The 13,208-nt window shown below is 63.6% G+C and carries 12 protein-coding genes and 1 riboswitch; of the genes, 5 read left to right on the top strand and 7 right to left on the bottom strand.

What is annotated here, in order from left to right:
- Positions 1-124: 124 nt before the first annotated feature.
- The 3 genes from KI612_RS01130 to KI612_RS01120 form a co-directional block, all read right to left on the bottom strand.
- Positions 125-1,012, bottom strand: coding sequence for a YihY/virulence factor BrkB family protein (locus tag KI612_RS01130; protein WP_226442006.1), 888 nt, complete (start codon positions 1,010-1,012; stop codon positions 125-127).
- Between the two features lie 143 nt (positions 1,013-1,155).
- A complete protein-coding gene (gpmI, locus tag KI612_RS01125; protein WP_226442005.1) occupies positions 1,156-2,796 on the bottom strand; it encodes a 2,3-bisphosphoglycerate-independent phosphoglycerate mutase in 1,641 nt (546 codons plus the stop codon).
- A gap of 83 nt (positions 2,797-2,879) precedes the next feature.
- The gene (locus KI612_RS01120) at positions 2,880-5,840 is read right to left on the bottom strand and encodes a response regulator (protein WP_226442003.1); all 2,961 of its coding nucleotides are present in this window, start codon (positions 5,838-5,840) and stop codon (positions 2,880-2,882) included.
- A 57-nt stretch (positions 5,841-5,897) separates the two neighbouring features.
- Between KI612_RS01120 and minC the strand changes: the two genes are divergently transcribed.
- Genes minC through KI612_RS01095 form a run of 5 tightly spaced genes read left to right on the top strand, consistent with a single transcriptional unit; the run spans position 5,898 to position 9,710 of the window.
- The gene (minC, locus tag KI612_RS01115) at positions 5,898-6,689 is read left to right on the top strand and encodes a septum site-determining protein MinC (RefSeq protein ID WP_226442001.1); all 792 of its coding nucleotides are present in this window, start codon (positions 5,898-5,900) and stop codon (positions 6,687-6,689) included.
- Positions 6,690-6,722: 33 nt separating this feature from the next.
- Positions 6,723-7,538, top strand: a complete 816-nt coding sequence (gene minD / locus KI612_RS01110; RefSeq protein WP_226442000.1) for a septum site-determining protein MinD — start codon at positions 6,723-6,725, stop codon at positions 7,536-7,538.
- 1 nt (position 7,539) lies between these two features.
- On the top strand, positions 7,540-7,797 hold the full coding sequence (gene minE / locus KI612_RS01105; protein WP_226441999.1) for a cell division topological specificity factor MinE: 258 nt from the start codon (positions 7,540-7,542) through the stop codon (positions 7,795-7,797).
- Positions 7,798-7,839: 42 nt separating this feature from the next.
- Positions 7,840-8,835, top strand: coding sequence for an ATP-dependent Clp protease ATP-binding subunit ClpX (clpX, locus tag KI612_RS01100; protein WP_226441998.1), 996 nt, complete (start codon positions 7,840-7,842; stop codon positions 8,833-8,835).
- On the top strand, positions 8,832-9,710 hold the full coding sequence (locus KI612_RS01095; RefSeq protein ID WP_226441997.1) for an alpha/beta fold hydrolase: 879 nt from the start codon (positions 8,832-8,834) through the stop codon (positions 9,708-9,710). The genes clpX and KI612_RS01095 overlap by 4 nt, the downstream gene beginning before the upstream one ends.
- A 2-nt stretch (positions 9,711-9,712) precedes the next feature.
- On the opposite strand, the gene KI612_RS19810 is transcribed toward KI612_RS01095, so the two are convergent.
- The 4 genes from KI612_RS19810 to KI612_RS01075 form a co-directional block, all read right to left on the bottom strand.
- The gene (locus KI612_RS19810) at positions 9,713-10,474 is read right to left on the bottom strand and encodes a methyl-accepting chemotaxis protein (RefSeq protein WP_319002972.1); all 762 of its coding nucleotides are present in this window, start codon (positions 10,472-10,474) and stop codon (positions 9,713-9,715) included.
- Between the two features lie 30 nt (positions 10,475-10,504).
- Positions 10,505-10,912: a hypothetical protein gene (locus KI612_RS01085; RefSeq protein ID WP_226441996.1), complete on the bottom strand. Its 408-nt coding sequence runs from the start codon at positions 10,910-10,912 to the stop codon at positions 10,505-10,507.
- Positions 10,913-10,965: 53 nt separating this feature from the next.
- Positions 10,966-11,056: riboswitch (cyclic di-GMP riboswitch) on the bottom strand.
- Between the two features lie 152 nt (positions 11,057-11,208).
- The gene (locus KI612_RS01080) at positions 11,209-12,882 is read right to left on the bottom strand and encodes a cation acetate symporter (protein WP_226441995.1); all 1,674 of its coding nucleotides are present in this window, start codon (positions 12,880-12,882) and stop codon (positions 11,209-11,211) included.
- Entirely contained in the window at positions 12,879-13,193 is a 315-nt protein-coding gene (locus KI612_RS01075) for a DUF485 domain-containing protein (RefSeq protein ID WP_226441994.1), read from the bottom strand. Before KI612_RS01075 ends, KI612_RS01080 begins: the two co-directional genes overlap by 4 nt.
- Positions 13,194-13,208: the final 15 nt, after the last annotated feature.

The raw sequence follows: 13,208 nt of genomic DNA, 5'->3' as shown, positions 1-13,208 counted from the left end.
GATTTGGGGCTCCTCCCCTGACAAGGGGAGGTTGGGAGGGGTTTGGGGCCCGGCGAAGCGGTGCCGATGTCCAAAAATACGACCATTCGGAAATCGTGGACAGCCTCTTGGAAATCGCCTTTTTCTAGCGGTCGACCGCTGCGCCAGGCGGTTTTTCGTCCAGCCGCTCGTATTCGGCGATGACCTGCGCGCCGAGCAGGAAGACGGTGGCGGCGAGTTCCATGCTGAACAGCGCGACCACGGCGGTGCTCAGCGAGCCATAGACGACGCTGACCTTCGACAGGGTCGTGAAGTACCAGATCAGGATGTGGCGCAGCAGTTCCCAGAGCGCCGCCGCCGTGACGCCGCCGATCAGCGCGTGGCTGAGGCGCAGGCGACCGACCGGAATGACCAGGTAGAGCGTGGTCATGACCAGGGTTTCGATGGCGAAACCGAACAGGTAGAGCAGGCCGCCCGAGACGCCGCGCAGCGACCAGTCGCGACCGAACAGGTGAATGCTCTCGCTGGCCAGGGTCTGCAGCGCCACCGACGCGAAGGTCAGCAGCAACAGGCCGATGCCGAGCAACACGACGAAACAGTAGGGCAGCACCGCCGAGACCAGGAAATGCCGCTTGTCGTCGCAACCGCGGTGCTCGAAGATCACCGCCAGCGCCTTTTCCAGCACCGAGAAGGCGAGCGAGCTGAAGAACAGCATCGTGCCGAGCAGCACGAAGCCGAGACCGAGGCCGTTGGCGAGAAAGCCGGAAACATCGGCGAGCACCGCCTGCGACTGGCTGGGCACCAGCCATTCGAGGTAGCGGCCGACGGTGTCGAGCAGCGTCGCCTGCTCGACCAGGTTGGACAGCGCCATCACCGACAGGATGAGCAACGGCACCACCGAGAGCAGCGCGTAATAGGCGATCGCACCGGCCAGCAGCAGGCCCTGGTTGCGCCCGAAGCCGCGCAGCACCTGCAGTGCGAAGCCGGCCGGATGCTGCAGGACGTGACGCATCGATTCAGTCGGGTAGAGCATGCGGTCTCCCTTGCGGTTCAGTGCGCCAGCGGTCGACGCCGAAAAACGGGCAAAAATGCCGGTCGACCGCTAAATAGCGGCGCCGCATGAAAAAAGGCGCCGGCCTTGCGGCCCGACGCCCCGGCGTGTTGACACAGGGCCAATCAGCGCACTTCCAGCAGGCTCTCGTCCCAGGCCACGTGCTTTTCCAGCCCGAGCAGATTGGCGACGGTGGCCGCGATGTTCGACAGGCCGGCCTTTTCGGTCTGCTTGAGCGCCAGCTTGCCGCCGCTGACGTTGTCGTAGAGGATCAGCGGCACCGGGTTCAGCGTGTGCGCCGTCTTCGCCTTGAAGCTGCCGTCGGCGTTCTGCGCCGGTGCCTTGGTCTTCTTGTCGAGTTCGTACATCTCGTCGGCATTGCCGTGGTCGGCGGTGATCAGCGCAACGCCGCCCAGCGCGTCGATGACCGGCAAAATGCGGCCGAGCGCGAGGTCGACCGCTTCGACGGCCATGGTCGCGGCGCGGAAATTGCCGGTGTGGCCGACCATGTCGCCATTGGCGAAATTGCAGCGCAGGGTCTTGTACTGACCGCTCTTCAGCGCCGCGATCATCGCGTCGGCGATTTCGGCCGCCTTCATCCACGGCCGCTGCTCGAAGGGCACGACGTCGCTCGGCACTTCCAGCCAGGTTTCGCCGTCGAACTTGCCGGAACGGTTGCCGTTCCAGAAGTAAGTGACGTGGCCGAACTTCTGCGTTTCCGAACAGGCGAACTGGGCGATGCCGGCCTTGCTGAACCATTCGCCGGTGGTGTCCTTGATCGCCGGCGGCGCGACCAGGAAGCGGGCGGGCAGCTTGAGGTCGCCGTCGTACTGCAGCATGCCGGCGTAGGTGACTTTCGGGGCGCGGACCCGGTCGAACTTGTCGAAAGGCGCTTCCTCGAAGGCGCGCGTGATCTCGATGGCGCGGTCGCCGCGGAAATTGAAGAAAACGACCGAATCGCCATCCTCGATCGTGCCGATCGCCTTGCCCTGATCGGCAATCACGAAGGGCGGCAGATCCTGGTCGATGGTGCCGGGATTCTGCTCGCGCAGGCCGTTGACCGCTGCGACCGCATCCGGGAACTGCTGGCCGAGACCGAGCACATGCGTCTTCCAGCCGGCTTCGACCATCGACCAGTTGGCGTCGTAGCGGTCCATGGTGATGTTCTGGCGGCCGCCGCCGGAAGCGATGCGGGCGTCGAAGCCATCAACGCTGACTTCCTTGAGGAAGGCTTCGAAAGGCACGACGTATTCCAGCGCACTGGTTTCCGGCACGTCGCGACCGTCGAGCAGCGCGTGGATGCGCACCGTCGGCACGCCTTCGGCCTTGGCCTGGACGACCATGGCCTTGAGGTGGTCGATGTGGCTGTGCACGTTGCCGTCGGAAAAGAGGCCGAGAAAATGGATTACACCGCGACCGGCTTTGGCGCCGGCGACGATCTGCTGCCAAGCCTCGCCCTGCCAGATGGCGCCGTCGGCGATGGCGTTGGCGACCAGCGCCGCGCCCTGGCTATAAACCTGACCGGCGCCAATCGCGTTGTGGCCGACTTCGGAATTGCCCATGTCGTCGTCGGACGGCATGCCGACCGCGGTGCCGTGCGCGCGCAGGCGGATGTTCGGGTAGGCGGCAAACAGGCGGTCGAGCACCGGCTTGCGGGCGGCGGCAATGGCGCTGCCCGCCTCGGTCTTGGGCAGGCCGTAGCCGTCCATGACAATGATGACGACCGGGCCGGGAACTCCGGCGAATGTGGAAAGCTTCTCGAGCATGGCGTGGATTCCGGCAAAGGATGGATCATGACAGGCAACTGGCGTTGCGGGTCAAAAGGCGTAATTTTACGTTGAACGGCGGGCTACTGCAGCGCCAGCCAGCGCTGCAGACAGGCTTCGAAGGCCTGGACATCGATCGGCTTGGCCAGGTAATCGTTCATGCCGGCCGCCAGTGCCGCCTCGCGGTCGCTGTCGAGCGCCCCGGCGGTCATCGCAATGACCGGGACGGCGGCGTCGATGCCCGGCACATTGCCCGAACGAATCGCCGCCACCGCCGCAAAGCCGTCCATGACCGGCATCTGGCAATCCATCAACACGAGGTCGAAGCTGCTCCTGGCCAGGCTGTCCAGCGCCAGCTGACCGTTCTCCGCCACCTCGACCTGCATGCCCATGCGTTCGAGCAATTTCAGCGCCAGTTGGCGGTTGACCGGATTGTCCTCGACCAGCAGGATGCGTCCCTGGCGTACCGACTCGGCCAGCGAATGGCGGGTAATCAGTCCAGACGCTCCCCCTGCCTGTTCCGGCTTGCCGAGCAACTGGCGCAGGCCGCGTTCGAGCAGTGCCTTCTTCACCGGCTTGGTCAGGTAGGCATCGAAGCCGGCCTCCTGGGTCAGGCGGGCATCGCCACGGCTGGTCAGGGAAGTCAGCATCATCAACGGCGTTGCCGCGAGCAGCGGGTCAGCGCGGATGTGGCGGGCCATCGACAAACCATCAACCTCGGGCATCTGCAGATCGATGATCGCGACATCAAAGGCGGCGCCGGCAGCCTGCGCGGCGCGCATCGCGGCCAGCCCGGCGGCACTGCTCTCGGCAAAGACCGCATCGCAGCCGTTGTCTTCCAGCTGCAACTGCAGCACGCGGCGATTGGTCGCGTTGTCGTCGACGACCAGCACGCGCCGGCCGACCAGGTCGCGCGCCGGCTGATAATCGTTGCCGGCGCCTTTCGGCTGGCGGGCCAGACGCAACTCGAACCAGAAGGTCGAACCCTTGCCCGGCGCGCTATCGACGCCAATCTGGCCATGCATCAATTCGACCAGGCGCTGCGAAATGGCCAGGCCCAGACCGCTGCCGCCAAAACGCCGGGTAGTCGAGGCATCGGCCTGACTGAACGGCTTGAACAGGCGCTCAAGCTGCTCGGGCGCAATGCCGATGCCGGTATCGCGGATCTCGCAACGTAACGTCACGCCGGCATCGTCGATGGCCAACAGGCTGATCTGCAGGCTGACCTCGCCCTGCGCGGTGAACTTGATCGCGTTGCCAAGCAGGTTGGTCAGGATCTGGCGCAAGCGCCCCGGGTCGCCCTTGAGCAAGGACGGCACATCCGGCCCGACCAGCGCGGCCAGCTGCAGGTTCTTTTCGACCGCGCGGTAGGCAACGATGGACATCACGTCATCGACCAGCGCCCGCAAATCGAAGTTGATGACCTCGATGTCGAGCTTGCCGGCCTCGACCTTGGAGAAGTCGAGAATGTCGTTGATCACACCGAGCAGCGAGCCGGCGCTGCTGTTGATGATGTTGGCGTACTCGCGCTGCTCTTCGTCGAGTTCGGTATCGAGCAGCAGCGAGGTCATGCCGATCACGCCGTTCATCGGCGTCCGGATTTCGTGGCTCATGTTGGCGAGAAATTCGCTCTTCGCCCGGTTCGCCGACTCGGCGGCATCGCGGGCGAGCAGCAATTCATGGTTGGTACCGGCCAGCTCGCTGGTGCGTTCGGCAACGCGGCGTTCGAGGTGGCCGGTGTAATCGCTGACCGTTTCCGCCATGCGGTTGAAATTGCCGGCCAGTTCGTCGAACTCGGCCGAACCGGCGGCCGTCACCCGCACCTTGTAGTTGCCGCCGGCAATCGCCCGCGTCCCGGAAACCAGCTGGCGCAGCGGCCGGATCACCATGCGCTCGAGCAACACCAGCACGACCAGGATGGTGAGCAGCATGGCGGCACCGACCAGCAAGCCCAGCGTCGAAAACTCGCCGCGGCTGACCAGTTGCGTCGTATCGACCACCGCCAGATTGATCCAGCCGATTTCCTTCAGGTAGCTCATCGCCACCAGTTCCGGCTTGCCGTTGATGGTCAGTTGCTCGACCTCGACCGCATGCGTGCCGGCGACCAGACGCGCCAGGCTCTGGCGCAGGCGCTGCCGCTCGCCGTCATCGGCGAGCAGGTCAAAGATCGTGTGTCTATCCTCGGCGCGTTTGGCGCGCGAGTTGAAATCGATCAGCGCCGCATCCGGATGTACCTGGATCGCCCCCTGCGCATCGAGCAGGATGCCGTAGACGCCGGGCGTCGCCGAAGCGGCAACGGCGCGCGTGAATTCGCCGAGCTCGATGCCGGTTCCGGCCATCGCCACCACTTCGTCGGCAACGCGAACCTGGACATTGATCCAGACCTTGGTCGAGCCGAGCACCGGATTCGCATCGACATTGAGTTGCAAGGCATCCGGGCTGCGAATCGCGGCGAAAAACCAGGAGTATTCCTCCAGCCCGGCTTTGACCACCTGGCTGATCTGGCCGTCCGGGTAACGGTTGGCCTTGTCGTTGGTGTAATAGTTGCCCGACTGCACCGGAATGAAGAAATAGCTGCCATCGCGAAAGTGGGCGCGATAGCTTTCCAGTTCTCCCAGCGCCGCGCGCTTGAGGGCAGGATCGCTTTCGTTGAGCGCCCATTTTTTCAGCAACGGCGAGTCCGCGAGCTTGCGTGACAGCGCAATTTCCGTGAGCAGCGGCGACAGGATGCGCTCGCGGTCGAATTGCGCCTGGCGCTCGGCAAAACCGCGGCCCAGACGGTCGACAATGCGGCCGGTCGAATATTCGAAAAAGACGTTCGACAAACTGCCGATCAGCACGAACACGACGACCAGACCGAGGACGAAACGCCAGCGCAAGGGACGCGCCGCAGCAAACCATGCAGATATCTTGTTCATGCCGATCAGGAGCGACTTCAATCGGTGAACTATCCGCTCTGCGGGAGTCGATGTAAAGCCCGCCGGCAGCGTCTTTTGCGGCATTTTCCGGCCACCGGTCGACGCCGCCGGAACAGCGGTTTTCATTTCGCCACAGCCTGCCTGTGGGATAATCCACCCCCTTTCGCAAGACACGCAGCAGGCATGGCAAAAGACGCACCGATCCAGTTCAAGGGCACCTCGCTCAAGATCATCCAGACCCTTCTCCGGACGACCGACCTCGCTACCCTGCATGCGGCACTGGGCGAACTGACCGGCAACAGCCCGGACTTTTTCGAGAACGAACTGGCTGTCCTCGATTTCAGCAGCGCCGAAAACCTGGTCGAGAGCGCTGACTGGAACGCCATTCGCGAACTGCTGCGCGGCTCCGGCCTGCATGCGGTGGCAACCCACGGCCTGCCCGAAACGCTGGCTGCGGCAGCGGCCAATGCCGGCCTGCCCGCCCTCGTCGACAGCGCCCTGAGCCGGCCGCCGCGCACCAAAGCTGCCCCGGTCGCCGAACCCGCAGCAGCGCCTGCGCCGGCCGCCGAACCGGTCGCCCGGCCGCAAGCCGTTTCCATCCCGGCGCCCGCGCCCGAACCGGCACCGCGCACGATTACCCTCGACAAACCGCTACGCTCCGGCCAGCGCTTTTACGCCAAGGGCTGCGACCTGATCGTCACCGCCATGGTCAGCGCCGGCGCCGAAGTGATCGCCGACGGCAACATCCACGTTTATGCGCCACTGCGCGGCCGTGCCCTGGCCGGTGCCAGCGGCGACAAGACGGCGCGCATCTTCACCACCAGCCTGGAGGCCGAACTGGTTTCGGTCGCCGGCCTGTATCGCACTTTCGAGGCCGGCGTGCCGGCCGACATGGCGCGTCTGCCAGCCACCGTCAGCCTGCTCGAAGAAGCCGGCGAGGCCCGCCTCAACATCGCGCCCCTGGCGCTGCGTTAAAATCATTCCAACATCATCCAGCGAGAAATCACCGTGACCAGAATCGTCGTCGTAACTTCCGGCAAGGGCGGGGTCGGCAAGACCACCACCAGCGCCAGCTTCTCCACCGGCCTCGCGATGCGCGGCTTCAAGACGGCCGTCATCGACTTCGACGTCGGCCTGCGCAACCTCGACCTGATCATGGGTTGCGAGCGCCGCGTCGTCTATGACCTGATCAACGTCATCAACGGTGAAGCGACGCTGACCCAGGCCCTGATCAAGGACAAGCACTGCGACAACCTCTACGTGCTGCCCGCCTCGCAGACGCGCGACAAGGATGCGCTGAGCGAAGAAGGCGTCGAGAAGGTCATCAAGGAACTGGAACACCAGGGCTTCGACTACATCGTCTGCGACTCGCCGGCCGGTATCGAATCGGGTGCCGTGATGGCCCTGACCTTCGCCGACGAAGCGCTCGTCGTGACCAATCCGGAAGTTTCCTCGGTGCGCGACTCCGACCGCATCCTCGGCATCCTGCAGGCCAAGTCGCGGCGCGCCATCGAAGGCCGCGAGCCGGTCAAGGAACACCTGCTGATCACCCGCTACAACCCGGGCCGCGTCGAAGCCGGCGAAATGCTGTCGTACAAGGACATCCAGGAAATCCTGCGGGTGCCCATCATCGGCGTCATCCCGGAATCGGAAGAAGTCCTGCAGGCCTCCAACCAGGGCTCGCCGGTCATCCACCAGAAGGAAACCGATGCGGCCGAGGCCTATCACGACGTGATTACCCGCTTCCTCGGTGAAGACAAGCCGCTGCGCTTCGTCGATTACGTCAAGCCGGGCCTGCTGAAGCGCCTGTTCGGAGGCAAGTGACATGTCCTGGCTCCAGAAACTGTTCGGCAACCAGCCGAAAACCGCCCACCTGGCAAAGGAACGCCTGCAACTGATCATCGCGCACGAACGCGATGGCGGCGGCAGCAGCGCCAACTTCCTGCCCGACCTGCAGCGCGAACTGATCGCCGTGATCTCCAAGTACGTCAAGGTCAATCCCGACGACATCCGCGTCTCGCTGGAAAAGCAGGACCGCTACGAGGTCCTCGAAGTCAATATCGTGCTTCCCGAAAAGGGCTGACACGACTAGCATCACAGCCTTCGGCAATCCCCGGAGGCTGTGATGCCCACCCTGCTCAAACCCAGCGAAATCTTCCAGCGGCTCTCCGAGCACGTGGTCGGCCAGGACGCCGCCAAGAAGACACTGGCTGTCGCCATCTACGCCCACTTTCGCCGCATGGCGGCCAGCACGGTCGACAGCGTCGAACTGAGCAAAAGCAATATCCTGCTGATCGGCCCGACCGGCACCGGCAAGACCCTGCTCTGCGAAACCCTGGCGCGCATCCTCGACGTACCCTTCGTTACCGCAGATGCCACTTCGCTCGCCCAGACGCAGTTCGTCGGCGACGAGATCGAAGCCATCCTGCACCGCCTGCTTGACCGCGCCGGTGACGATCTCGAACGCGCCCAGCGCGGCATCGTCTTCGTCGATGAAGTCGACAAGCTCAAGGCGGCCGGCGGCGACGCGCGCGCCACGTCGGGCGAGAGCGTCCAGCATGCACTGCTCAAGATCATGGAAGGTGCACCGGTGCGCCTGCGCGACGGCCGTCACATCGACACCACGCACATCCTGTTCATCTGCGGCGGCGCCTTCGTCGGCCTCGACAAGATCCTGACCAAGACGCACAGCTTCGGCTTCATCTCGACGTCGGGCGACGACGACCGCAACATCCTCGAACGCCTGAATGCCCGCATCAAGCCGACCGACCTGCTCGAGTTCGGCCTGATTCCGGAATTCGCCGGCCGCCTGCCTATCGTCACCCGCCTGCAGGACCTGTCGCAGGAGATGCTGGTGCGCATCATGACCGAACCGAAAAATGCCATCGCCAAGCAGTTCACCGCCATGCTGCAGGCCGACGGCGTCAAACTGGAAATCGCGCCGCTCGTCTTCGAGCAGATCGCCGAGCTGGCGATCGAATACAAGGCCGGGGCGCGCAGCCTGCGCGGCATTTTCGAGGAAATGATGGCCGACATTCTGTATGCGATCCCGGACAACCCGGCGATCCGCAGTGTCAGCATCCGCTCGCTGTTCGAGCCGCCAATGATCGCCAGCGCATGAGCCAGCTCAGCGCCAACGGCATCACGCTGGAATTCGAGAGTTTCGGGCCGTCGACCGCCCCCGCCGTACTGCTCGTCATGGGTCTGGGCGGCCAGATGACGCGCTGGCATGGCGCGCTGTGCGAATTGCTGGTCGATCGCGGCTACCGCGTCATCCGCTTCGACAACCGCGACTGCGGACTATCGACCCACTTCGGCGAACAGCCGGTGCCCGATCTGCGCGCCCTGCAGCGCGGCGAGCCGCTGGCCGTGCCGTACACGCTGGATGACATGGCCGCCGACGGCATCGGCCTGCTCGACGCACTGAACATCGAACGGGCGCATCTGGTTGGTGCCTCGATGGGCGGCGCCATCGTGCAGATCGCCGCGGCGCGTTACCCGCAACGCGTGCGCTCGCTGACCAGCATCATGTCGAGCAGCGGCAACCCGGCCCTGCCACCGCCGACGCCGGCCGCTGCCGCAGCGCTGTTCGCACCGCTGCCCAGGGTCCGCGACCGCGACAGCATCGTTGCCGACAGCATCGCCCGCTTTGCGACGCTGGAAAGCCCGGACTTTCCGACGCCACGCGGTCAACTGCAAAAAATGTTCGAAAATGAATTCGACCGCAATTTCGACCCGCGCGGCATCGGCCGCCAGCTCGCCGCGATCATCGTCAATGGCGACCGCCGCGCCTTGCTGCAGACGATCCGCGTGCCCAGCGTTGTCATGCACGGCGCCGCCGACCAGCTGATTCCGCCGGCCTGCGGCGAAGACGTGGCGGCCAACATTCCCGGCGCCGAACTGCGCATCATCGCCGGCATGGGACATGATTTTCCGGTCGCACTCAGCGCGCAATTCGCCGACGCGATCTGCGCTGCGGCCGGCCGCGCCGGCTGAAATCAGGCGACGCGCAACGCCAGCTTGCCCGGGAAGTTCGTGTCGCCGACCCGCCCGGCGTGGGCAACACCCAGGGCCGGACGCTCAGCGGAACTCGTTGCCAGCTGCCCTGCCTGGGCAGCCAGGTCATTCAGCATTGCCGCTATCGTGCCGACCTGGCCCTTGATCGTGGTCGCAAAGCCGACACCGCGCAACGCCTCGGCGCAATTGCCGCCGACGACTTCTGCCGCACCATGGATATGCCCGGCCATTGCCTGCTGCGCCTCCATCAGCTCGGCATAGCTTTGCCCGAGACCGCTCAACTGACCGGCAAAACGCTCGAGCACGAGCTGCTCCTTGGCCGCCTGCTCGATCGCCAGACGCGACGAGAATTCACTTTCGATCGAATCGGCAACCCGGAAAATGCCGGCCGAAATCTTTTCCACCGCCTTGTCGGTGTCGCCCGACAACTTGCTGACTTCGTCGGCCACCACCGAGAAGCCACGCCCCGCTTCGCCGGCCCGCGCTGCCTCGATGGCGGCATTCAGGGCGAGCAGACGGGTCTGCTTGGAAATATTTGAAATCAGCCCGGTAATCTCGTTGAGGGCGCGCGTTTCGGCAACGACGCGCTGGATCTTTTGCTGGTTCGCCGCATTGTCGGCCATGCGTTCCTTGACGTAACCGTGCATCGCGGCAATCAATTCGCCGTTGTTGTCCGCCGCATGCTCGGACAGCGCCGCATCGTCATTGGCGGCGTCGAGCGAGGCCGTCACCACCTGGTCCATCTCGAGCAGACTGGCATCGATGCCTGCCAGCTAGCTGCCCAGACTCTGCGCGGCGTGCTCGGCCACCGTCACCACGTCAGCCAGATGCCCGTGGGCAAGCGCTAACTGCGTCGGCATGGCCTGCAACTGACGACGCACGTCGGCTTCGGCCTGCTCGACCAGACGTACCCGCTCGAGCAAGGCCGCCTCTCGCTTGGCCTGACCGGCCGAACCGTCGCGGAAAATGACGAAGGACAGGACCTGCTGCCCGAAATAGACCGAAATCAGGATCAGGGCGATGCCTATCGTCGTGCCGGCCTGTTCGGACAGGCCAACCGCCGGCAGCAGTTCGCGGATGAACCAGGGATTGGTGAAATAGATCAACGGCAAGGTCACGACCAGCGTGATGCCGAACAACAGGGTGCTGTAAACGCTGGCTTTGTTGGCCGGGAGACTCATGGGACACCTTCACAACGGATGATCGGTTCGCGAAGATGCCAAAGCACTCCTGCTACGGCAGCCCCTCTTTCATGGTCTCGGCGAGACGTTAGACAGGTGGCTTTGCGCCCCCGGACTTTCGTACCGGGGTTGCCCTTTTCGCGGCTTATTGCTTGACGTATTTTATATAAATGATGATTTTACGAATTTGACGCAAATCAAGCAGTTTGCCGTGGACAAAAAAAGGGAGCCCGCAGGCTCCCGAAAGGATAAAGACGACGGATTGCTGTTCTCCGAAGTCTTACCCGCAGAGTTGCTTAGTGATCCGATGCCGCCGAAGCGCCAAGGCCGGTCTGGGCACGGATGTACTGCTCTTCGTAGGCTTCCTTTTCCTTGTTGGCACGCACGCTCTTGTCGGTAACCGACAGCAGCCAGGTGACAAAGAAGGCAAGCGTCATCGAAACGATGGCCGGATGGTCGTACGGGAAGATCGCGGCCTTGTTGCCGAGAATCTTGACCCACACGGTCGGCGACAGGACAACCAGACCCACCGACGACACCAGGCCGGCAATGCCGCCCCACAGTGCGCCACGGGTGGTCAGGCCCTTCCAGTACATGGACAGGATGAGGACCGGGAAGTTGACCGACGAGGCGACGCCGAAGGCGAGCGCGACGAGGAACAGCACGTTCTGATCCTTGAAGGCGATGCCGAGCAGGATGGCGGTGAGACCCAGGCCAACGGAAGCAAAGCGGGTGACCTTCATTTCCTGCGCGCTGGTCGCCGTGCCCTTCTTGATCACGCGGGCATACAAGTCATGCGAGATGGCCGAGGCGCCAGCCAGGGCCAGACCGGAAACCACAGCCAGGATGGTGGCGAAGGCGACGGCCGACAGGAAGCCGAGGAAGATGTCGCCACCAACAGCCTTGGCCAGGTGCATGACCGGCATGTTGTTGCCGCCGATCAGCTTGCCACCGACCTGGCCGCCTTCGAAGAAGGCCCCATTGGTACCGACGATGGTGATCGCCCCGGCACCGAGAATGATGGTGACGAGGAAGAACAGGCCGATGAAGCCGGTCGCGTAGAACACCGACTTGCGGGCTTCCTTGGCGTTCGGCACGGTGAAGAAGCGCATCATGATGTGCGGCAGGCCGGCAGTACCGAAGAGCAGGCCAAGCGACAGTGAGAAGGCAGAGACCGGATCGGCCATCAGCGAACCCGGCGCCATCATCTTTTCGCCCAGCTTGTGCGATTCAATAGCCTTCGAGAACAGGTTGTCCAGCGACCAGCCAAATTGCGACAAGGTCAGCAGCATCAGCGTGATACCGCCGCCGAGCAGCAGGCAGGCCTTGATGATCTGCACCCAGGTCGTTGCCGTCATGCCGCCGAAAGTGACGTACACCATCATCAGGATACCGACGACAGCCACCGCCGTGTTGTATTCCAGACCGAACAGCAACTGGATCAACTGGCCGGCACCGACCATCTGGACGATGAGGTAGAAGCAGACGACAGTCAGCGAACCGATGGCCGCGAAGGTGCGGATGCGGTTCTGGTCGAGGCGGTAGGAGGCGATATCGGCAAAGGTGAACTTGCCGAGATTGCGCAGGCGTTCCGCCATCATGAACAGGATGATCGGCCAGCCAACGAAGAAGCAGACGGCATAAACAAAACCGTCATAGCCCTTGAAGTAGACCATCGAGGTAATACCGAGCAGGGTCGCCGCCGACATGTAGTCACCGGCAATGGCCAAGCCATTCTGGAAGCCAGTGATGCCGCCGCCAGCCGTGTAGAAGTCTGCCGTTGTCTTGGTCTTGCCGGCCGCCCACTTGGTGATGCCGAGCGTAGCCAGCACGAAGATCATGAACATGGCGATGGCGCTGACGTTGATCGGCTGCTTTTCGACACCTTCGATGGCGCCACCGGCAGCAAAGACGGTAAAAGAGACCGCCAGCAGGCTGCCGGCAATCAGTGCGAGAAAGGAGCGCTTCATTTGCGGGCCTCCTTGAGCACTTCTTCGGTGATGCTGTCGAACTCGCCGTTGGCACGGTTGACGTAAACACCAGTCAGCAGCCAGCCGCCAACGATGATCAGTGCAGCAATCGGCCAGCCGATGGTGATGACACTACCTTCGCCGATCTTGGCCGCGAACAGTTGCGGCTGCGTGGAGACGAGGAACATGAAGGTGTAGTAAGGCACCAACACGATAAGCGACAGAATGATGGCGAAGCGAGTGCGCTTGCCGACAAGTTCGGCAAATTTCGGGTTAGCCCGAATCTTTGTCTGGATAGTATTTTGTGACATGACCCCTCCAGGGAA

It is taken from the genome of Quatrionicoccus australiensis (assembly GCF_020510525.1).
In the GTDB taxonomy this organism is placed as follows: Bacteria; Pseudomonadota; Gammaproteobacteria; order Burkholderiales; family Rhodocyclaceae; genus Azonexus; species Azonexus australiensis_B.
The sequence above is the reverse complement of the archived record's forward strand: the minus strand, read 5'-3'. Positions and strand labels throughout refer to the sequence as shown.

Coding starts and splice junctions, on each gene's coding strand:
- KI612_RS01130 (WP_226442006.1), bottom strand. CDS start 1,012: ATGCTCTACCCGACTGAATCGATGCGTCACGTCCTGCAGCATCCGGCC.
- gpmI (WP_226442005.1), bottom strand. CDS start 2,796: ATGCTCGAGAAGCTTTCCACATTCGCCGGAGTTCCCGGCCCGGTCGTC.
- KI612_RS01120 (WP_226442003.1), bottom strand. CDS start 5,840: ATGAAAACCGCTGTTCCGGCGGCGTCGACCGGTGGCCGGAAAATGCCG.
- minC (WP_226442001.1), top strand. CDS start 5,898: ATGGCAAAAGACGCACCGATCCAGTTCAAGGGCACCTCGCTCAAGATC.
- minE (WP_226441999.1), top strand. CDS start 7,540: ATGTCCTGGCTCCAGAAACTGTTCGGCAACCAGCCGAAAACCGCCCAC.
- clpX (WP_226441998.1), top strand. CDS start 7,840: ATGCCCACCCTGCTCAAACCCAGCGAAATCTTCCAGCGGCTCTCCGAG.
- KI612_RS01095 (WP_226441997.1), top strand. CDS start 8,832: ATGAGCCAGCTCAGCGCCAACGGCATCACGCTGGAATTCGAGAGTTTC.
- KI612_RS19810 (WP_319002972.1), bottom strand. CDS start 10,474: ATGGACCAGGTGGTGACGGCCTCGCTCGACGCCGCCAATGACGATGCG.
- KI612_RS01085 (WP_226441996.1), bottom strand. CDS start 10,912: ATGAGTCTCCCGGCCAACAAAGCCAGCGTTTACAGCACCCTGTTGTTC.
- KI612_RS01080 (WP_226441995.1), bottom strand. CDS start 12,882: ATGAAGCGCTCCTTTCTCGCACTGATTGCCGGCAGCCTGCTGGCGGTC.
- KI612_RS01075 (WP_226441994.1), bottom strand. CDS start 13,193: ATGTCACAAAATACTATCCAGACAAAGATTCGGGCTAACCCGAAATTT.